Genomic DNA, 19,132 nt, shown 5'->3' with positions numbered 1-19,132 from the left:
GGCGAGGCCGGTGGCTCGGCGACGCGGGCAGTGGGTGAGGCCGGTGGCTCGGCGGTGCGGGCTGCCGGCGCGACCGGTGGCTCTGCTGCGCGGGCGGCCGGAGAGGAGCGGGCCCTGACGAGTGTCGCGGCCGGGGACCGGTTCGAGGGCGAGGAGCCCCGGGATCTGCCGCGTCTGTGGCATGTCACCCTCAGCGTCTCCGGTGAGGAGGCCCCGCTCAAGGAGGTCCGGCGCGCCCTCGAGCAGCTCGCCCACGACCACCCCTTCCTGCTGACCAGCCGCTACGCCAACGACCACGCGGAGATCAGGTACTGGGAGGAGGCCCGCGACCTGCACGACGCGGCCGCCGTCGCCCTGCGCCTGTGGGGGGAACACCGCCAGACCGCGGGACTGCCGCCGTGGGAGATCGTCGGCCTGGAGGTCATCGACCGCCAGACCTACCACCAGCGCATCGCCGAGGGGTACGGTCCGCCGCCGGCCACACCGGTCGGAGCGCACCCGTTCTGATCGAGGCACCCGGTGTCCCTTTGATCCCGTCTCGCGCTGTGGAACAACAGGTGGACGGCTCCGCCCGGCGCACTACCCTTCCGGTATGACCTCGCTCTCGCCGTACGACTCCATGACCCCGGTCACCCAGGCCGCCTACCGGGCCAAGGCCGCCGCCGCCGACCTCGCCCCGCTGCCCAGGGCCGAGAAGGACGACGCGCTGCTCGCCATCGCGGACGCCCTGGAGGTCCGTACGAGCGAGATCGTCGAGGCCAACGCCAAGGACATCGCCAAGGCCCGCGAGGCCGGGACCAGCGAGTCGATCATCGACCGGCTGACGCTCACCCCGGAGCGGGTGCGCGCGATCGCCTCCGACGTCCGTGACGTCGTCGCCCTGCCCGACCCGGTCGGCGAGGTCGTGCGCGGCTCGACCCTCCCCAACGGCATCGACCTGCGCCAGGTCCGCGTACCGCTCGGCGTGGTCGGGATCATCTACGAGGCCCGCCCGAACGTCACGGTCGACGCCGCCGCCCTCTGCCTGAAGTCCGGCAACGCCGTCCTGCTGCGCGGCTCGGCCTCCGCGTACGAGTCGAACGCCGCCCTGGTACGGGTCCTGCGCGACGCCGTGGGCGGCGCCGGGCTGCCCGCCGACGCCGTCCAGCTGGTCCCCGGCGAGAGCCGCGAGAGCGTGCGCGAGCTGATGCGCGCCCGCGGCCTGGTCGACGTGCTCATCCCGCGCGGCGGCGCCTCGCTGATCCAGACCGTCGTCACGGAGTCGATCGTCCCCGTCATCGAGACCGGCACCGGCAACTGCCACGTCTACGTCGACGCCCACGCCGACCTCGACATGGCGATCGACATCCTGATCAACTCCAAGGCCCAGCGGGTCAGCGTCTGCAACGCCGCCGAGACCCTCCTGGTCCACCAGGACATCGCCCCCGAGTTCCTGCCGCGCGCCCTGGACGCCCTCGCCGAGGCCGGGGTGACCGTCCACGCCGACCAGCGGGTGCTGGCGTACGCGAAGGACACCAAGGCGACCGTCGTCGAGGCCACGCTCGACGACTGGGACACCGAGTACCTCTCCTACGACATCGCCGCCGCCGTCGTCGACTCGCTCGACAAGGCCGTCGAGCACATCCGGCTGTGGACCTCCGGACACACCGAGGCCATCGTCACCACCTCCCAGCAGGCCGCCCGCCGCTTCACCCAGCTGGTCGACTCCACGACGGTCGCGGTCAACGCCTCCACCCGCTTCACCGACGGCGGCCAGTTCGGCTTCGGCGCGGAGATCGGCATCTCCACCCAGAAGCTGCACGCGCGCGGTCCGATGGGCCTGCCGGAGCTGACGAGCACGAAGTACATCGTGACCGGGGACGGTCACATCCGGCGCTGACGGCCTTCGCGCCCAGGGGCGCGCACCTGCGCATATGCGTCCGTCACGCGCCCCCGCCCCGCTTCCGCGGCGCACGAGAGGTGTCTCACCAGGCGGATGAATTTCCATACCGTCTGCCCAAATTGACCCCCCAGGTCTACTCTGGATCCGTGCCGGAGGACGTGGGGGGCACGCCGTTCCCTGACGGCTGGGAGCCCGACGACGACCACGACCGCGGGGTGTCGGACGAAGAGTTCGCCTCCGTGGTCTTCGACGAGGCCTTCGTACGGGCGGCCGTGGTGCACGAGCCGACCGCCGTCGAGCGCCTCCTGGCCGCAGCCCAGGCGAGAGCGGAGGCCTCCGAGGCCGAGGCCCGCCGCGCACGCCCCAGAGGCGAGCGGTACGAGGACGGCTACGGACCCGGCGGTTTCGGCCATGATCCCGAGCTCGACGACCTGGACGACACCGAGGTCCTCGAAGGCCGCTACGGCGCTCCGGGGACGTACGGCAAACAGGTCCGCTGGCACCGCCCCGTCGCCTGGATGCTCGCCCTCGTCATGGGTATCGGCATGGTCGCGCTGGCCTTCACGGCGGTCTACCGGGGCGCTTCCTCGGGCAGCCGCGACCGGGTTCCGCCCCCGGCCTCGACCGGCCTGGAACAGGGGAGCACGGTGACGCCCTCGGCATCCGCCGACTACTCCCAGCCAGCCGCCTCCGCCTTCCCGCGAACGCCCTGACACTCCTGGTGAGAACCTGTCAGAACTTGTCGCACAGCAGGGCGTTTACCTGAGCTCCCCGAGACCTACTCTGAAGATATGGGAGGGCCAGGAGACCCACCTGAGGGGACACCCGAGGGCGGCCCCGTGGGTGGTGAGGACGAGTACCGATCCGTCGTCTTCGACGAGTCGTTCGTTCGCGCTGCCCGACTCCAGGAGTACTCCGCGCAGGAGCGCATGACCGACCACGCGCCCGCCGTACGCCGTCGCCCGCCGCTGCGCCGGGGACTGTCCCGGCAGGCGCTGATCCTGTTCCTGCTGATCGCCCTCGCCTTCGGCACTGCGATCTACATGGGTGTACGGCACCCCTACCAGACCTCCGCGGTCCGGCAGCCTGTCGAGCCGCTGCGGATGACCGTCATCCCGCTGGCCCCCCAGGGCAAGGTCCCGGGGCACACCGACGCCGAGTACCTGTACGGGCACAGCCCGGCAGCGCAGTACCGCGTCGGCGCCGAGGGCATCCCGCTGCCGGCCTCCCGCCGCACCGCCCACTTCTCCGACAGCCAGGTCGTGTCCGCGCTGAGCACCGCCAAGGACTACATCGTGCGGTCCGCGCTCGACCCGGACGTCCTCGTCGGCGACCAGTTCCGTGCCGTGCGGGTGCTTCTCGACACGGACCAACTCGACCAGTTCGACCAGAGTTTCGCCCACCCGGCCGCGGACGGGCGGCACGCGCCGACCGGGTGGCTGGTTCGCTTCGACCCCGCGGAGACGCGGCTGGCCGACCACCGGATCCGGGTGCAGGGGAGCCTGCAGGCCGCCGAGACCGACTCGTCGACGCTGGAGGTCACGGCGGACCACACGTTCGTGTACGCGCTGCGTTCCGCGGCCGCGGACGCCAGGGCCGAGGTGTCGCTGTTCACCGTCCGGCGTGAGCTGCACTTCCGGTTCGACCGGGACGATCTGCGGATGCACACGGCTCAGCTGGTCGTGTCCTATGTCCAGGCCGGGCCGCTGTCCTGTGCGGAGGACTCCACGAATCGGCTGCATCCCTTGCTGGCCGGGGAGACGGCGAAGGCAGGCGGGCCGGCGGGGACGGATCCGTATGCGACGGGGAGTGCCACGGCACTGTGCGGGTCGTTGGCGACCGGTGCGCAGCCGAAGGTGTGACCGGGCGCAGGGTCGGATCGTCCCGTGCGGGCCCGTGCGGGCCGGCGGGGGGCCGGTCGCGCCCACGCGGCGGAGCCGCACAGCGACACAGCCCCCACACCCCGGAGCCTCAGTCCTCCTCGTTGTTGCGGGACGTGTCCGTCGGCGGCTCGTCGTCCCGTGGGGCCGAGTTCGAGAAGCCGCCGAAGCCCCTGCGCACCCTGCCGCCCAGATCGCCCGCTCCGCCCGCGATGTCGCTGACCAGCTTCATCAGGGGGTCCTTGGAGCCCTTGACGTTGGTCGCGTAGCTCGCCGCCGACTCGCGGAAGGAGTCCGTGACCGAGGTGTCCTTGTCCTCGGTGCGGCGAGGGTAGTGGCCGTCCATGATCCGCTGGTAGTCGCGTGACTCGGCCCACTTCTTCAGCTCGGCCGCCCGTACGGTGGTGAAGGGGTGGGAGCGCGGCAGGACGTTCAGGATCTTCAGCACGGAGTCGCGCAGGTCGCCGCCCGCCTCGTACTCCTCGGCCTGCTTCAGGAACGCGTCCACGTTCATCTCGTGCAGATGGTGACCGCCGGCCAGCTTCATCAGGCCGCGCATCGAGGCCTTCAGATCCTGGCCGACCAGCAGGCCCGCCCGGTCCGCCGACAGCTCCGACTTGCGGAACCACTCGCGCAGCGCGGTCACGATCGCCATGATCGCGATGTTGCCCAGCGGGATCCACGCCACCCTGAGGGCGAGGCTGGTCAGGAACAGCAGTATGGTCCGGTAGACCGAGTGGCCGGACAGGGCGTGGCCCACCTCGTGGCCGACGACCGCCCGCATCTCCTCCTCGTCGAGCAGGTCGACGAGACCTGTGGTGACGACGATGATCGGCTCGTCCAGGCCGATGCACATCGCGTTCGGCTGCGGGTCCTGGTTGACGTACATCGGCGGGACCTTCTCGAGGTCCAGGATGTAACACGCGTCCCGCAGCATGTCGTTGAGGTACGCGAACTGCTGGTCGGAGACGCGCACCGAGTCGGACAGGAACAGCAGCCTCAGACTCCGCTCGGGGAGCAGACCGCTGAGCGCCTTGAACACCGTGTCGAAACCGCTCAGCTTGCGCAGCGCCACCAGGGCGGAGCGGTCGGCGGGGTGTTCGTACGCACGGGAGGAGATTCCCGGGAAACGCTTGCGCTGCCTGCTCGGCACGTTCTCGTGCCCGTTGTTCTGATGGCCGTCGTCGGACATGTCTTCCCCCATGTGCGTCTTTGGCTGTGCCCTTTGACCTCTGTGATCCTTTGCGGACCCTTGTGCGGCCCTTTGCGCCCCCCGAAGCAGAGCCCAGCCTAGGCGGAGATAGCGTGGACGGGCAGTACAGCGAAGGAGTCCACGTCATGGAGCACACCCGGGCCGCCTGGCTCACCGAGGCCGCGAGCGCCGCCGAGCAGCAGGGGTCCGGAGATCTGCTCCGGGTGGTACTGATCGTGATGTTCGTGGGTTGTGCGTTCACCGCGTGGTTCCTGCTGCGGGGGTACAAGCGGAAGGACGACTGAGAAAGGGCGAAGGTTCCCCGCCGTCCCCCAACGGTGGAGTCGGCGTGTTCGCCCTCACCGCGCCCGCTTACGATGGGCCGACATCTTTATCCCGCCCACCGGATAGGTCCTGCCGAAGATGAGCTTCCACAGCACCGCTGCCCAGTTGGTCACCCTCGCCGCAGAGGGCGAGGAGCACGGCGGCAACCACGAGAGCCTCGACCCCTTGGTGACCGGCGGCGCCGCTTTCCTCATCCTGCTGCTCCTGCTGTGGATCACCACCCGTTTCAACCGCGACCGCTGAGGCGCCGAGTGCCCAAAGCGGGGCACTTGGGGCCTCCACCGGCCGGTGTCCTCAGATCGGGCCGGTAGGGTCTGCACGCATGGGAGAGCAGGACATGCCTACCGGCCCGGGCAACAGCCCGTCGAACCCCGGCAAGCGCCGCCTCGGCGTCATGGGCGGGACGTTCGACCCGATCCACCACGGGCACCTCGTGGCGGCCAGCGAGGTCGTCGCGCAGTTCCACCTGGACGAGGTGGTGTTCGTACCGACCGGCCAGCCGTGGCAGAAGACCCACCGCCGGGTCTCCCCGGCCGAGGACCGCTATCTGATGACGGTCATCGCGACCGCCGAGAACCCGCAGTTCTCGGTCAGCCGCATCGACATCGACCGCGGCGGCGCGACCTACACCACGGACACGCTGCGCGACCTCAAGTCCCTCAACCCCGACACCGACCTCTTCTTCATCACGGGCGCCGACGCCCTCGGCCAGATCCTCACCTGGCGGGACGCGGAAGAGCTCTTCTCCCTCGCGCACTTCATCGGAGTCACCCGGCCCGGCCACACCCTGGCCGACCCCGGGCTGCCCGAGGGCGGTGTCTCGCTCGTCGAGGTTCCCGCCCTGGCCATCTCGTCCACCGACTGCCGGGCGAGAGTCGCCAAGGGCGACCCCGTCTGGTACCTGGTGCCGGACGGAGTCGTGCGTTACATCGACAAGCGCGAGCTGTACCGCGGCGAGTGAGCCGAGAGGGGCACCGGTGAACGACCGATACGACGCGGGCTACGGCGACGATCAGGAGAACCAGTACGCACTCGTCGGCTACGACGAGTACGGCCGGCCGGTGTACCAGCAGGTCCCGCCGCAACAGGCCCCGCAGCAGCAGTACGACCCCTACGCGCAGCAGGGTTACGGCTACGACCCGTACGCCACGGACAGCCGACAGGCCGCGCCGTACGACACGGGCACCCAGAACCCCGTCCCGCCGTACGACCCCTACGGCGCCGGCGACACCGGTCAGCAGGCGCCCGTGCCGCCCTACGACCCCTACGCCAACGGGGCCCAGCAGGGCGGCGGTCCGGCGGCGTACGACCCTTACGGCCAGGCCGCCGCGAGCGGTCAGCAGCCCCGAGTCGCCGAACAGACCGCCTACATCCCGCAGCAGGGCGGGCCGGACCGGGGCAGGCAGGCCGGCCGGGGCCATGCGCAGGGCACGCAGGCCGACCAGAGGCACGCTGCGGGCCAGCAGGCCGGCCAGGGCTACCGCCCCGCGGTCGAGGAGGACCTTGCCGACGCGGGTCGTCCCGGCGCCGCCCGTCCCGGTGCGGACCCCGCCGACGGGGACGAACGGCAGTACCACACCGCACAGTTCGCGTTCGTCGAGGATCCCGACGGTGACTCCGAGGACGTCATCGACTGGCTCAACTTCACCGAGAACCGCACCGAGCGCCGTGAGGAGGCCAAGCGCCGCGCCCGCAGCCGGCTCGTCGCCCTGGTCGTCGTCCTCGCCCTGGTCGCGGTGGGCGGCGTCGGCTACCTCTGGTACGCCGGAAAGCTGCCCGCTCTGTCGGACCCGGAGAGCAAGAAGGGCACCACGATCGCGGCGAGCGCCCAGAACCGCGACGTGATCGTCGTCCATCTGCACAACACCGCGAAGGGCGGCACCTCCACGGCGCTGCTCGTCGACAACACCACCACCCAGCAGGGCACCACCGTCCTGATCCCCAACTCCCTCGCCCTGACGGCCGACGACGGCACCACGACGACCCTCGCCAAGTCGGTCGACGACGACGGCTCCTCCGGGACCGTCGACTCCCTCGACACCGCCCTCGGCACCGACATCGAGGGCACCTGGCGTCTGGACACCCCCTATCTGCAGAACCTGGTCGACCTCGTCGGCAACATCGACGTCGACACCAACACCGCCGTGCCCGACCCGGACGCCAAGAAGAAGGGCCAGGCGCCCCTGGTGAACAAGGGGAAGGGCCAGACCCTCAGCGGCAAGATGGCCGTCGCCTACGCCACCTACCGTGCCTCCGGCGAGGCCCAGAACGCTCAGCTGGAGCGCTTCGGCCAGGTCATGCAGGCTGTGCTGCGCAAGCTGTCCTCCGATCCGACGGCCGCGACCACCACCGTGCAGACACTGGCCCAGATCCTGGACCCGTCCCTGACCGACAAGGACCTCGGCACCTTCCTCGCCAAGCTCGCCGACCTCGCCAAGGGCGGCGACTACAAGACCGCGCTGCTGCCCGTCCAGCAGGACGGCACGCTGAGCGCGGCGGCCAGTGCGAGCGTGGTCAAGGACGTCCTCGGCGGCAAGGCGAAGAGCCCCGACAAGGACGCCGCCGTGAGCGTCTCCGTCCAGAACGCCACCGGCACCAAGGACAACACCGAGAAGGCCCGCGTCGTCCTCCTCAACGGCGGCTTCACCTTCGTCGACGGCGGCACGCCCTCCTCGGCGCAGGCCACCTCCAAGGTCGTCTACGCCGACGCCGCCGACAAGGCGAACGCCACCGAGGTCGCCAAGACCCTGGGCCTGCCCGCCGGCGCGGTCGCCAAGGGCACCCTGCAGTCGAGCGCGAACGTCTCCGTGGTCCTCGGCCGGGACTACAAGCCGTCCTCCTCGTCCTAGGCCCGGGCTCCGGCTCCGAAGCGGCACCCCGCGTGATCTCCACGATCACGTGGGGTGCCGTCGGCGGTCCGTGAGACCCTTGATGTCAATCGACCGCCGACCGAAAGCCTTGTAGTGACCGCCACTGACCGTTCTCTCGAGCTCATCAACGCCGCCGCGCAGGCGGCCGCCGACAAGCTCGCCCATGATGTGATCGCCTACGACGTCAGCGACGTCCTGTCGATCACCGACGCCTTCCTGCTGGCGTCCGCACCCAACGACCGCCAGGTCAAGTCCATCGTCGACGAGATCGAGGAGCGGCTCTCGAAGGAGCTCGGCGCCAAGCCGGTGCGCCGCGAGGGCGACCGCGAGGCCCGCTGGGTCCTGCTCGACTACGTGGACATCGTCGTCCACGTCCAGCACAGCGAGGAGCGGGTCTTCTACGCTCTGGAGCGGCTGTGGAAGGACTGCCCCGAGCTGGAGCTGCCGGCCGACGCCAAGGCGACCCGCGGCAAGGCGGAGGAGCACACCAAGCTCCGGGCCGAGGAGGACGCCGCCGAGTTCGGGGAGCCGCGGTGACCGCTCCCGCCGACCGCAAGGGCCGGGGCCGTCGCGTCATCCTGTGGCGGCACGGCCAGACCGCCTGGAACGTGGAGCGCCGCTTCCAGGGCACCACCGACGTCGAGCTCACCGAGACCGGTGTCGGCCAGGCCCGCCGCGCCGCCCGGCTGCTGGCCTCCCTCCAGCCCGACGCCATCGTCGCCTCCGACCTCCAGCGGGCCGCGAACACCGCGGCCGAGCTCGCCGCGCTCACCGGCCTGGACGTGGCTCACGACGAGGGCCTGCGCGAGACCTACGCGGGCGTCTGGCAGGGGCTGACGCACGAGGAGATCATCGCCCGGCACGGCGAGGAGTACGCCGCGTGGAAGCGCGGTGAGCCGGTCCGCCGCGGCGGCGGCGAACTGGAGACCGAGGTCGCCGACCGCGCCGCTCCCGTCGTGCTCCGGCACGCCGAGAAGCTCCCCGAGGACGGCACCCTTGTCGTGGTCAGCCACGGCGGCACGATCCGCACCACCATCGGCCGACTGCTCGGTCTGGACGCCCGGCACTGGGAAAGCCTCGGCGGCCTCTCCAACTGCTGCTGGTCCGTCCTCGGCCAGGGCGCCCGCGGCTGGCGCCTCATGGAGCACAATGCCGGCACCCTCCCGGAGCCGGTGCTCGGCGACGACGACTGAGGGCTCCGGACCGGATTTCACTTCCGGCAGGTCGCAGGCTAAAGTTCTTCTTGTTCGCCCGCCGAGCGGGAAGAACACAAGGGGCTATAGCTCAGTTGGTAGAGCGCCTGCATGGCATGCAGGAGGTCAGGAGTTCAATTCTCCTTAGCTCCACAGATCGACACTCTGTTGAGTTGTCAAAGATCGGTGATCATCAGGGTCCCGTCTCCTTCAGGAGGCGGGATTTTCTGTGTGCTCCCGCAGCCGCGCCGCTTTCTCCCGCGTCTCCTTGTCCTCAGGTGTGTAGACCACGATCCGGCACTCCGGCATCCCGTCGATCGACAGCGACTGGGACGTCATCCGCAGTTCGCCCACCGCCTTGTGACGGAACGTCTTGACCCGTGGCCCCGGTTGCACCACCTCTCCGCTCGCCCACAGTTCGGCGAAGTACGGGCTGGCCGCCGCCAGCCCGGCTATGAATCTCTCCCAGGCCGGCTCGCCCACATTTCTGCCGTACGAGGACCGCAGCGTCGCCACCATGACGGGCAGCTCGCGCTCCCGGTGCATCAGCGGACACGCCTGCTCGGAGACCGTGAACAGCGTCCACAGCGCGTTCGCCACCCCGATGTCGACGATCTCCGGGATCAGGAACAGGTCCCGGTAGCCCGGATTGGTGGCCAGGATGTCGTAGCGCGAGTTGTAGACGACAGCCGGGAGCGGATCGAGGGCGTCGATGATGCCCTGCACCTCCGGTCCCGTCGACCGCGTCAGGCTCTCCGGGTCCGGGGCGAACGGCACCTGCGCCAGGCGGTACAGATGCTCCCGCTCCGGGGGGTCGAGCCGGAGCGTGCGGGCCACGGCGTCCAGGACCTGCGCGGACGCGTTGATCGGCCGGCCCTGCTCCAGCCACGTGTACCAGGTCACACCGACGCCGGAGAGCTGGGCGACCTCCTCGCGGCGCAGTCCCGGGGTGCGGCGCCTGAGGCCCGGCGGCATGCCCACGTCGGCCGGAGTCACCCGGGCCCGCCTGCTGCGCAGGAACGTGGCCAACTCGGGCCGTCGTCGCTGTGTCGTCCTCATCGTCACGTCCCCCTCGTCACGACCATCCTCGGTCCCGCACCCAGCGCTTGCCAGGTGCTGGCAGTACCAGCATCGGCGGGCTCTCGGCACCCTTACCCAGATGTCCTCAGGCTCGACGGCATGACGACAACTCCCCGGACAGGACCGGATCCCGCACCCGTTTTCCCCTCTGCCAAAAGTGAAGCACCCGCCACTGACAACCGGCCCCGGCCGCTGCTCGCGCTCGTGCTCGCCGCCCAGTTCATGGCGCTGCTCGACGTGTTCATCGTGAACGTCGCGGCCCCGACGATCGGCACGGAACTGCACGCCTCGGGCGCCCAACTCCAGCTGGTCGTCGCCGGATACGCCATCACGTACTCGGTGCTGCTGATCACCGGCGCCCGGCTCGGCGAACGGTTCGGGCACGGCCGCGTCCACCTCGCCGGACTCGCCCTGTTCACGACGGCCTCGCTCGCCTGCGGGCTGGCGCAGGGAGCCACCGAACTGATCGTCTTCCGGCTGGTGCAGGGCGCCGGTTCGGCGGTGATGATCCCGCAGGTGCTCAGTCTGATCCAGCGCAACTTCACCGGCGAGGCCCGGATGAAGGCGCTCGGCGTGTACTCGGCGGTCCTCGCGGTCGGCGCCGCCGCCGGGCAGGTCGTCGGTGGAGTCCTGGTCGGCGCCGACCTGTTCGGCACGGGCTGGCGGCCGGTGTTCCTCGTGAATGTGCCGGTGGGTCTCGTCCTGCTCGCCGTAGGCACGCGTGTCCTGCTGCCCGGGGACCGTCCGACGCCCCGCGACCGGGCGCGCGGTCTCGACCTGCCCGGTCTGGTGCTGCTCGGCGCAGCCGTGTCGCTGTGCACGGTGCCGCTGGTGCTCGGGCAGGAGGAGGACTGGCCGCTGTGGTCCTGGCTGTCCCTGGCCGCCGCCGCGATCCTGTTCACCGTCTTCTGCGGCTACGAGTCCCGGCTGGCGAGGCGCGGCGGTGCCCCGCTGATCACACCGAGCGTGCTGCGCCATCCCGGCATGGGCCTCGCCGTCTTCCGGATCATGGCGGTCATGGCCGTCAACGGCGGCTTCCTCTTCGTTCTCACCCTGTACGTACAGGGCGGCCTCGGCTACAGCGCGCTGCGGGCCGGGCTCTCCTTCGCGCCGACCGCGGTGATCTTCGGCATCGTCGGACTGACCTGGCGCGCCTGGCCGGCCTCCTGGCAGCGGCTGTTGACGCCCGCCGGGTTCGTGATCACCGCGCTGGCCTCCCTGGGGGTGGGCCTGGCGCTGAAGGACGGCGGCGACGGCGGCGTCGCGCTGTACGCGGCGTACGCCGGGGTGGGCGTCGGGCTCGCGCTCGCCTTCAGCCCCACCCTCACCGGCGCCCTGGCCACGGTGCCGCCCCGGCACGCGGCGGACGCGAGCGGTCTGCTCGCCACGGTCACCCAGCTCGGCCAGCTGATCGGCGTCGCGGGCTTCGGCACACTGTTCTTGAACCGACTTGAGTCACTCGGCCCCTCTGAGGCGTATACCTCTGCGGAGGCGCTTTGGACGTGCATGTTCGCGCTGGCCGGGACCGCCGCGGTGGGCGCCGTGTCCGGACTGGTACTCAGGCGTCGCTGACCGTATTGGTCCGGCCGTGGCAGAATCAAACGGCCGGAAGGGGGCGCGGCCCGACGGGAGGGAGTAGTGATGCCTGCGAGCATCCTCGTGGAGGTCGGCCACCTCCGCGAAGCGGCGTCGACAAGGGACACGACGGTCCGCCTCATCTGCCCTTCCTGCGGTTCTGTCCATGTCGCCCAGGTACTCGGTGACAATGGCGGAATCTCCTACGTGTGCACGGCCTGCGGCCACAGCTGGAGCTGACGGATGGGTGCACACAGGCGAAAGTGCGACTGGTGCGGCAGCGGGACGCCGATCGTGCGGGACATGGAGCCGGTCAATCCCGACTACCAGTACTGGTGCGAGGAGTGCGCGCGGGCGCTGATCATAAAAGGCGATCCCATCGAGACGTACCGCGAACTCGAGGGTGAGCCGATCTACGGCCGGCTCCTCGAAGAACACTGCACGCTGAAGCGGTTCTACTCGTTCGTGACCGCTTGACGTTGCCCCTCCCGCCCCAGCGAAACGATTTGGTGTTCCACCCGGTGGACCGTGTAATGTTGGCGTCGCCGCCGGGGGAACCCGCGGAACACCGCTCGGGGCTATAGCTCAGTTGGTAGAGCACCTGCATGGCATGCAGGGGGTCAGGAGTTCAAATCTCCTTAGCTCCACAGAAAGATCCCGCCAGATCATCGATCCGGCGGGATCTCGGCGTTTTCAGAGGCAGTTGTGGCCGGACAGCCGAAAGGGCCGCCCTCTTCAGGGCGGCCCTTTCGTGGTGTCGGTTCAGCGGCCCAGCGCACGCCTCCCGCGGCCCTGGGAGAGGACCGGCAGGTTGCGGGAAGGGCCCTTGTCGCGCGCTGTCTCCTCCTCGAGGCGCAGGGCGAGCGCGGGGCAGCGACGCACCGCGCGTAGCGCCTTGGCCTCGGCGTAGCGCGGCACCTGCGCCTGGGCGACGGTCGGGAAGCCGTCGGCGCCGAGTTCGAAGACCTCGGGCAGGATGTCGGCGCACAGACCGTGGCCCCGGCAGAGTGTCCAGTCGACGTAGATCTTCTGACGGCTGGGACCGCTCTCCTCGGCCTCGGCGCCACCCGGGATGCCGGTGGGCGTCCTGCCGCCCTCGAAGAGCGGCAGAACGCCCTCCACGGGCCGTCCGCAGCCGTTGCCGAGAACATGGGCGGCCAGGTCGTCGGTGAACGCCTTGATGGTCGACTCCAGGAACATCGCGGAGCCGTCCGGGTGCGAGCAGGCGCCGCGCCGCTTCACGTTCTTGGCGACCTGCTTGAGGGCCTCCAGAGCGGCAGGCCCGCCGCCGTTGAGGATGTCCTCCAAGCCGCGCGCGGCGGCCGGCAGACCGAGATAGCAGGGCCCGCACTGGCCCGCGCTCTCCTCGGCCAGCCACTGCGCCACACGCAGCGACTCACCCAGCGGGCAGGTCTCCTGAGTGATCGGCAGGATCGCGCCGGCGCCGAGCGCGCCGCCCACGGCGTCCAGGGAGTTGCGGGAGACGATCGCCTCGTTGACCGTCGCCGCGTCGATCCACTTGCCGTGGTAGCCGCCGGTCAGCACGCCCTGCGGAACGGGCGGGGCGCCGGCCAACTGCAGGACGTAGCGCAGCGGTACGCCCGTGGGGACCTCGATCACCATCGGGCGAGCGACGGCGCCGGAGACCGTGAGCATGACGGTGCCCGGCTCGTCGTACAGCCCGGTGTTGCCGTAGCGCTCCGGGCCGATGCGGGCGGCGATCGCGAGCTGCGCGAAGGTCTCGGCGTTGGACAGCAGGGTCGGCGCCCCGCCGACGCCGCTCTGGGAGGCGCTGATCTTGCGGCCGGGCGGGATGGCCGGGCCGCCGTCGATGGAACGGATCAGCGAGGCCGCCGCTCCGGTGACCATACGGACGGGATTGCGCTGCACGCGTGCGCGTAGAGCCGATCTGCGGCCGTTGCTGAGACCGCGTTCGGCGAGGGCGGCCTCCATGGACCGCTGGGTGGACTCCCGGGTGACCCCCACCACGAGCGTGCGGGCACCCAGGGCTTCGGCGGCCAGGAGGGCGCCGTCCAGGATGAGGTGCGGGGCACGGTTGATGAGCACCGTGTCCTTGCGGCAGGCCGGTTCGTCCTCGCTGCCGTTGACGACGACGACCGGGCGGACGCCGCGCTTGATCGCTGCCTCGGCGACCGAGCGCAGCTTCTTGTGGAAGGGGAAGCCGGCGCCGCCGCGTCCCTTCAGGTTGATGGCTTCGGAGAGCTTCGCGAGTTGCTCCCCGCCCATGGGTTCGAGCGGCCCGTGCACCTTCAGGTGCATGGGCAGGTCAAGTCGTTCGACAAGGTCGAAACCCGACGTGAGCTGAGGAAGGCCGACCACGCGGACTTCTGGTACGTCGGGCAGGGCCTCGTTCACCTATAGCCTCCGGAAGGCGTGTTCCAAGGTTCGCCCGAGCCCGGTGCGTCGAAGTCGTACGACTGACCGGGCGTTGTATCCGTGGCGGGACCGCTGTTGTACGTGTCATTCGGGTTGTACGTGCCGTAAAGGGTGTTCGTCTCACCTGTGTCGCGCACATCACCTGAGAGATAGCTGGCCGTGCCCGAATTACCGCCATAGGTCGGGATGTTGTACCCCGTGTCCTGGAGCGGGTCGTAGGCGGAGGGGGGCGCTTCGCCGACCGGTGGCGGGGATGGGACCGGCCAGCTGCCGGAGGTGCTGCCGCCGCTGTCCATGCGCGCGATGGGGTCGGTGGCGGCCTGCATGTCCATCGGCATGTCCATGCGCGCGGTCTGGCCGGTGTCGAAGGGCTGCTGTGTGTTGGGTGACACAGCGCGATAGGCGGCGGCGAATCCGCTGCCTGCGGGCTCCGGGGCCGGTGGGGCCTGGTAGAGGGGCATGCCGCCGGTCTGCTGGGTCAGGCCCTCGTAGCCGGGCAGGGCGGACTCCGAACGCCGGCCGGCGGACTCGGCGGGCCGGCGGCTCTCGCGTCCCGGTGCGGCGGTTTCCGCGGCCCGCCTGGCGCGGCTGGCCTCCAGTCCCTCGCGGCCCGGTCGCTCCTCGGTGCCGAGGAGCATGGCGATCCGGTCGGTGACCTTGCGCTTGAAGGGGCGAGGTGCCGAGCGCAGGGCGAGGGCCGCGATGACACCGAGGACGCAGAGCACGTACATGTACGTGAAGATCGGGGCCTTCACCGCGCGCCCCGCGTACAGGCCGTGGATCAGCCCGGCGCACCAGGCCGGGTAGGCCAGCATGTGCATCGCCCGCCACCGTGCCGCGACCGGTGCCGGGGACGCGAACCGGTTGCGCAGGGCGCCGGTGATGCCGACGAAGATCATGAGCTGGCCGGCCAGGGTGCCGAGACCTATGAGGCCTCCGCTGCTGCTGAAGCCGAGCCCGAACGGGATGAACGCCGCGATCCAGGTGGTGTGGTCGAGGGTCAGTTTGATTCCGATGTGCAGCAGAAGGAACGCGATCGAGCCCACGGCGGTGATCCGGTGGATCCCCTGCGCGACGATCCGCTGCCGGGTGTTGAGGATCAGCCGGTCCTGTGCGACGAGCCCCCAGATCACGGAGCAGGTGAGGAGGACAAGCGTCACCACGCCCGCTCCGAAGTTGAGGAAGTCCTGGAGCGGGACACCTCCGTACACCACGACCAGAGGGATGGCCAGCAGAAAGACGGCCGTCGCCACCCCGTAGGCCGACCGGCCGGTCCTGGGGAGCGTGTTGCTAGTACTACGAGGGTTCATGGGGGCAACTCCGAGCGGTTCGGGAAGGCGGTCCCGCTGCCGCACTCTAAGTGGCGCCATACCGACGGGTACGGCATTTGAGTTATTGCGTTGTTATCAAACGACTGCGGGGCCGTTGTGATGTCCCTTAGTAGCTGTTACGCGAAGTAACCATTGGCCATGGCTCAGTTCCTGTGTCGGATCGGACGGTTGCGCTCGACTGCGGCGGCGAGTGCGGCACCCGGTGCCAAAGAGGCATACGTAAGCTCGTCGCGGCTTGCTCAACGGCTGCGGTACTCTGACGCCATGCGTGCCGTACGCCTTCTGCTTAGCGAGCCGCGCTGATCAGTCCCGACCACCGGTGAAGACGTGGTCGGAATCGGCGCGGCGTCCCCTCCTGTGCGAGGGGATTTTTCGTTTCCGGACGACACAGCCGCTGGCAGAGACGATCGATGGAGCTTTGAGGACCATGAGCGAGACGAACCCCGCTGCCGCCGAGGTGGCCGCGCCGCACCGCTACACGGCCGCCGTCGCGGCCGAGATCGAGGCACGCTGGCAGGACTTCTGGGAGGCCGACGGCACCTACGCGGCGCCGAACCCCAAGGGTGACCTGGCCGGCGACCCCGGGCTGGTCGCCAAGCCCAAGAAGTTCATCATGGACATGTTCCCGTACCCCTCCGGTGCGGGACTGCACGTCGGCCACCCGCTGGGCTACATCGCCACCGACGTCTTCGCCCGCTTCCAGCGGATGACCGGCCACAACGTCCTGCACACCCTGGGCTTCGACGCCTTCGGCCTGCCCGCCGAGCAGCACGCCGTGCAGACCGGCGAGCACCCCCGGGTCACCACCGAGGCCGCCATCAACAACATGAAGTCCCAGCTGCGCCGGCTGGGCCTGGGCCACGACAAGCGCCGGTCGTTCGCCACGATCGACCCGGACTACTACAAGTGGACCCAGTGGATCTTCGTCCAGATCTTCAACTCCTGGTACGACGACGTGGCGAAGAAGGCCCGCCCGATCTCCGAGCTGGTCGCGCGGTTCGAGTGCGGTGAGCGCGCGGTTCCCGGTGGCCGTTCCTGGGACGCCCTGTCCGCCGCCGAGCGTGCCGACGTCCTGGGCGAGTACCGCCTGGCGTACGCCTCCGACGCCCCGGTCAACTGGTGCCCGGGTCTGGGCACCGTGCTGGCCAACGAGGAGGTCACCGCGGACGGCCGCAGCGAGCGCGGCAACTTCCCCGTCTTCAAGGCCAAGCTGCGCCAGTGGAACATGCGGATCACCGCGTACGCCGACCGCCTGCTGGACGACCTGAACGAGCTGGACTGGCCCGAGGCCATCAAGCTGCAGCAGCGCAACTGGATCGGCCGCTCCGAGGGCGCCCGCGTCGACTTCCCGATCGACGGCGAGGCGATCACGGTCTTCACCACGCGCCAGGACACCCTGTTCGGCGCGACCTATATGGTGCTGGCCCCCGAGCACCCGCTGGTCGAGAAGTTCACCCCGGCCGCCTGGCCCGAGGGCACGCACGACGTGTGGACCGGCGGCCACGCCACGCCGGCCGAGGCCGTCGCCGCCTACCGCGCCCAGGCCGCCTCCAAGTCGGACGTCGAGCGCCAGGCCGAGGCCAAGGACAAGACCGGTGTCTTCACCGGCGCGTTCGCCACCAACCCGGTCAACGGCGAGCAGATCCCCGTCTTCATCGCCGACTACGTCCTGATGGGCTACGGCACCGGCGCGATCATGGCCGTACCGGCGCACGACACGCGTGACTTCGCCTTCGCGCGCGCCTTCGAGCTGCCGGTCCGCTGCGTGGTCGAGCCGAGCGACGACCGGGGCACGGACGCCTCGACGTGGGACGACGCCTTCGTCTCGTACGACGCCAAGATCGTGAACTCGCACGGCGAGGACGTCTCTCTGGACGGCCTGGGCGTGACCGACGCCAAGGCGCGCATCACCGAGTGGCTGGCGCGCAAGGGCATCGGCGAGGGCACCGTCAACTTCCGGCTGCGCGACTGGCTGTTCAGCCGCCAGCGCTACTGGGGCGAGCCCTTCCCGATCGTCTACGACGAGGACGGCATCGCCCACTCCCTGCCCGAGTCGATGCTGCCGCTGGAGCTGCCCGAGGTCGAGGACTACTCGCCGCGCACCTTCGACCCGGACGACGCGGACACCTCCCCGGAGACCCCGCTGTCCCGCAATCAGGACTGGGTCGACGTCACCCTGGACCTGGGCGACGGACGCGGTCCCCGCCCGTACCGCCGCGAGACCAACACCATGCCCAACTGGGCCGGCTCCTGCTGGTACGAACTGCGCTACCTGGACCCGCACAACAGCGAGAAGCTGGTCGACCCGGAGATCGAGCAGTACTGGATGGGCCCGCGCGCGGGGCAGCCGCACGGCGGTGTCGACCTGTACGTCGGCGGCGCCGAGCACGCCGTGCTGCACCTGCTGTACGCGCGCTTCTGGTCCAAGGTCCTGTACGACCTGGGGCACATCTCGTCGCCCGAGCCGTTCCACAAGCTGTACAACCAGGGCATGATCCAGGCCTTCGTCTACCGCGACAGCCGGGGCTTCCCGGTGCCGGCCGCCGAGATCGAGGAGCGCGACGGCGCCTTCTTCCACAACGGCGAGCAGGTCAAGCGCGAGCTGGGCAAGATGGGCAAGTCCCTGAAGAACGCCGTCACCCCCGAGGCGATCTGCGAGGAGTACGGCGCCGACACCCTGCGCCTGTACGAGATGGCGATGGGTCCGCTGGACGTCTCGCGTCCGTGGGACACGCGCGCGGTGGTCGGCCAGTACCGCCTGCTGCAGCGGCTGTGGCGCAACGTCGTCGACGAGGCCACCGGCGAGGTCACCGTCGCCGACGCCGAGCCCGACGAGACGACGCTGCGTGCCCTGCACAAGGCGATCGACGGGGTGCGCCAGGACCTGGAGGGCCTGCGCTTCAACACCGCCATCGCCAAGGTCACCGAGCTGAACAACCACCTGACCAAGACGGGCGCCGCGGTTCCTCGTCCGGTCGCCGAGTCGCTGGTGCTGCTGATCGCGCCGCTGGCCCCGCACATCGCCGAGGAGCTGTGGCGCAAGCTGGGCCACACCGACTCGGTCGTCCACCAGGACTTCCCGGTCGCCGACCCGCGGTACGTCGTGGACGAGACCGTGACCTGTGTGGTCCAGGTCAAGGGCAAGGTCAAGGCCCGTCTGGAGGTCTCGCCCGCCATCTCCGACGACGAGCTGGAGAAGGTCGCGCTGGCCGACGAGAAGGTCGTGGCGGCGCTGGACGGGGCGGGCATCCGCAAGGTGATCGTGCGGGCGCCGAAGCTGGTGAACATCGTTCCGGCGTAGGGTCCGCCCGGCGTGATCCGCCGACCAGGACCTCTGGCCCCTAGGGGTTGTGTGCGGGCAGGTTCGGGGTTCCTCCGGAACTCAGG

At 70.1% G+C, this 19,132-nt stretch carries 18 protein-coding genes and 2 tRNA genes; 16 read left to right on the top strand and 4 right to left on the bottom strand.

Annotation, left to right across the window (positions count from 1 at the left end; all coding sequences use genetic code 11):
• The first annotated feature begins 54 nt into the window (after nucleotides 1–54).
• The 4 genes from RNB18_RS26785 to RNB18_RS26770 all read left to right on the top strand — a co-directional run bounded on the left by RNB18_RS26785 (nucleotide 55) and on the right by RNB18_RS26770 (nucleotide 3,744).
• Nucleotides 55–507, top strand: a complete 453-nt coding sequence (locus tag RNB18_RS26785; protein ID WP_057615899.1) for a hypothetical protein — start codon at nucleotides 55–57, stop codon at nucleotides 505–507.
• Nucleotides 508–592: 85 nt separating this feature from the next.
• A complete protein-coding gene (locus RNB18_RS26780) occupies nucleotides 593–1,879 on the top strand; it encodes a glutamate-5-semialdehyde dehydrogenase (RefSeq protein WP_311716658.1) in 1,287 nt (428 codons plus the stop codon).
• A 149-nt stretch (nucleotides 1,880–2,028) separates the two neighbouring features.
• Nucleotides 2,029–2,595, top strand: a complete 567-nt coding sequence (locus RNB18_RS26775) for an SCO2584 family spore wall biosynthesis protein (RefSeq protein WP_311716657.1) — start codon at nucleotides 2,029–2,031, stop codon at nucleotides 2,593–2,595.
• Nucleotides 2,596–2,673: 78 nt separating this feature from the next.
• A complete protein-coding gene (locus tag RNB18_RS26770; RefSeq protein WP_311716656.1) occupies nucleotides 2,674–3,744 on the top strand; it encodes an SCO2583 family membrane protein in 1,071 nt (356 codons plus the stop codon).
• A 109-nt stretch (nucleotides 3,745–3,853) separates the two neighbouring features.
• Here RNB18_RS26770 and RNB18_RS26765 read toward each other — a convergent pair whose 3' ends face one another.
• Nucleotides 3,854–4,954 (bottom strand): M48 family metallopeptidase, encoded by a 1,101-nt coding sequence (locus tag RNB18_RS26765; RefSeq protein ID WP_311716655.1) that lies wholly within the window; start codon nucleotides 4,952–4,954, stop codon nucleotides 3,854–3,856.
• 146 nt (nucleotides 4,955–5,100) lie between these two features.
• Here RNB18_RS26765 and RNB18_RS26760 point away from each other — a divergent pair, with 146 nt between their 5' ends.
• The 7 genes from RNB18_RS26760 (at nucleotide 5,101) to RNB18_RS26730 (ending at nucleotide 9,515) form a co-directional block, all read left to right on the top strand.
• Entirely contained in the window at nucleotides 5,101–5,259 is a 159-nt protein-coding gene (locus RNB18_RS26760; RefSeq protein ID WP_167363013.1) for a hypothetical protein, read from the top strand.
• 118 nt (nucleotides 5,260–5,377) lie between these two features.
• Complete coding sequence (locus RNB18_RS26755) at nucleotides 5,378–5,542, top strand: hypothetical protein (protein WP_031051387.1); 165 nt, start codon at nucleotides 5,378–5,380, stop codon at nucleotides 5,540–5,542.
• Between the two features lie 79 nt (nucleotides 5,543–5,621).
• The gene (gene nadD, locus RNB18_RS26750) at nucleotides 5,622–6,260 is read left to right on the top strand and encodes a nicotinate-nucleotide adenylyltransferase (RefSeq protein ID WP_311716654.1); all 639 of its coding nucleotides are present in this window, start codon (nucleotides 5,622–5,624) and stop codon (nucleotides 6,258–6,260) included.
• A 16-nt stretch (nucleotides 6,261–6,276) separates the two neighbouring features.
• Nucleotides 6,277–8,148 (top strand): LCP family protein, encoded by a 1,872-nt coding sequence (locus RNB18_RS26745; RefSeq protein ID WP_311716653.1) that lies wholly within the window; start codon nucleotides 6,277–6,279, stop codon nucleotides 8,146–8,148.
• 114 nt (nucleotides 8,149–8,262) lie between these two features.
• On the top strand, nucleotides 8,263–8,706 hold the full coding sequence (rsfS, locus tag RNB18_RS26740) for a ribosome silencing factor (RefSeq protein ID WP_057615887.1): 444 nt from the start codon (nucleotides 8,263–8,265) through the stop codon (nucleotides 8,704–8,706).
• Nucleotides 8,703–9,362, top strand: a complete 660-nt coding sequence (locus RNB18_RS26735) for a histidine phosphatase family protein (protein WP_311716652.1) — start codon at nucleotides 8,703–8,705, stop codon at nucleotides 9,360–9,362. Before rsfS ends, RNB18_RS26735 begins: the two co-directional genes overlap by 4 nt.
• Before the next feature lie 80 nt (nucleotides 9,363–9,442).
• Nucleotides 9,443–9,515, top strand: a tRNA-Ala gene (locus RNB18_RS26730).
• Nucleotides 9,516–9,572: 57 nt separating this feature from the next.
• On the opposite strand, the gene RNB18_RS26725 is transcribed toward RNB18_RS26730, so the two are convergent.
• Nucleotides 9,573–10,421, bottom strand: a complete 849-nt coding sequence (locus tag RNB18_RS26725; protein ID WP_311716651.1) for a helix-turn-helix transcriptional regulator — start codon at nucleotides 10,419–10,421, stop codon at nucleotides 9,573–9,575.
• Nucleotides 10,422–10,646: 225 nt separating this feature from the next.
• On the opposite strand from RNB18_RS26725, the gene RNB18_RS26720 reads away from it, so the two are divergent.
• From RNB18_RS26720 to RNB18_RS26705, 4 genes are all read left to right on the top strand, one after another.
• On the top strand, nucleotides 10,647–12,014 hold the full coding sequence (locus RNB18_RS26720; protein ID WP_311716719.1) for an MFS transporter: 1,368 nt from the start codon (nucleotides 10,647–10,649) through the stop codon (nucleotides 12,012–12,014).
• Between the two features lie 69 nt (nucleotides 12,015–12,083).
• Nucleotides 12,084–12,257 carry a hypothetical protein gene (locus RNB18_RS26715; protein WP_106409891.1) on the top strand — a complete coding sequence of 58 codons (174 nt, stop codon included), beginning with the start codon at nucleotides 12,084–12,086 and terminating at the stop codon, nucleotides 12,255–12,257.
• Nucleotides 12,258–12,260: 3 nt separating this feature from the next.
• Nucleotides 12,261–12,494, top strand: a complete 234-nt coding sequence (locus RNB18_RS26710; protein ID WP_003976229.1) for a hypothetical protein — start codon at nucleotides 12,261–12,263, stop codon at nucleotides 12,492–12,494.
• 97 nt (nucleotides 12,495–12,591) lie between these two features.
• Nucleotides 12,592–12,664 (top strand) — tRNA-Ala (locus RNB18_RS26705).
• Between the two features lie 115 nt (nucleotides 12,665–12,779).
• On the opposite strand, the gene RNB18_RS26700 is transcribed toward RNB18_RS26705, so the two are convergent.
• Nucleotides 12,780–14,393, bottom strand: coding sequence for an NADH-ubiquinone oxidoreductase-F iron-sulfur binding region domain-containing protein (locus RNB18_RS26700; RefSeq protein WP_311716650.1), 1,614 nt, complete (start codon nucleotides 14,391–14,393; stop codon nucleotides 12,780–12,782).
• Nucleotides 14,390–15,724: a cytochrome b/b6 domain-containing protein gene (locus RNB18_RS26695; RefSeq protein ID WP_311716649.1), complete on the bottom strand. Its 1,335-nt coding sequence runs from the start codon at nucleotides 15,722–15,724 to the stop codon at nucleotides 14,390–14,392. The genes RNB18_RS26700 and RNB18_RS26695 overlap by 4 nt, the downstream gene beginning before the upstream one ends.
• A 448-nt stretch (nucleotides 15,725–16,172) precedes the next feature.
• Here RNB18_RS26695 and leuS point away from each other — a divergent pair, with 448 nt between their 5' ends.
• Nucleotides 16,173–19,046: a leucine--tRNA ligase gene (gene leuS, locus RNB18_RS26690; RefSeq protein ID WP_311716648.1), complete on the top strand. Its 2,874-nt coding sequence runs from the start codon at nucleotides 16,173–16,175 to the stop codon at nucleotides 19,044–19,046.
• Nucleotides 19,047–19,132 lie beyond the last annotated feature (86 nt).

Source organism: Streptomyces doebereineriae, assembly GCF_031845645.1.
Taxonomy (GTDB): domain Bacteria; phylum Actinomycetota; class Actinomycetes; order Streptomycetales; family Streptomycetaceae; genus Streptomyces; species Streptomyces canus.
Note: the sequence above shows the minus strand (reverse complement) of the source record. Positions and strands in the feature narration are given on the sequence as shown.

Excerpts from the sequence above, each read along its gene's own strand:
- RNB18_RS26780 (WP_311716658.1), top strand. The coding sequence starts at position 593 with ATGACCTCGCTCTCGCCGTACGACTCCATGACCCCGGTCACCCAGGCC.
- RNB18_RS26770 (WP_311716656.1), top strand. The coding sequence starts at position 2,674 with ATGGGAGGGCCAGGAGACCCACCTGAGGGGACACCCGAGGGCGGCCCC.
- RNB18_RS26765 (WP_311716655.1), bottom strand. The coding sequence starts at position 4,954 with ATGTCCGACGACGGCCATCAGAACAACGGGCACGAGAACGTGCCGAGC.
- RNB18_RS26760 (WP_167363013.1), top strand. The coding sequence starts at position 5,101 with ATGGAGCACACCCGGGCCGCCTGGCTCACCGAGGCCGCGAGCGCCGCC.
- RNB18_RS26755 (WP_031051387.1), top strand. The coding sequence starts at position 5,378 with ATGAGCTTCCACAGCACCGCTGCCCAGTTGGTCACCCTCGCCGCAGAG.
- nadD (WP_311716654.1), top strand. The coding sequence starts at position 5,622 with ATGGGAGAGCAGGACATGCCTACCGGCCCGGGCAACAGCCCGTCGAAC.
- RNB18_RS26725 (WP_311716651.1), bottom strand. The coding sequence starts at position 10,421 with ATGAGGACGACACAGCGACGACGGCCCGAGTTGGCCACGTTCCTGCGC.
- RNB18_RS26715 (WP_106409891.1), top strand. The coding sequence starts at position 12,084 with ATGCCTGCGAGCATCCTCGTGGAGGTCGGCCACCTCCGCGAAGCGGCG.
- RNB18_RS26710 (WP_003976229.1), top strand. The coding sequence starts at position 12,261 with ATGGGTGCACACAGGCGAAAGTGCGACTGGTGCGGCAGCGGGACGCCG.
- RNB18_RS26695 (WP_311716649.1), bottom strand. The coding sequence starts at position 15,724 with ATGAACCCTCGTAGTACTAGCAACACGCTCCCCAGGACCGGCCGGTCG.
- leuS (WP_311716648.1), top strand. The coding sequence starts at position 16,173 with ATGAGCGAGACGAACCCCGCTGCCGCCGAGGTGGCCGCGCCGCACCGC.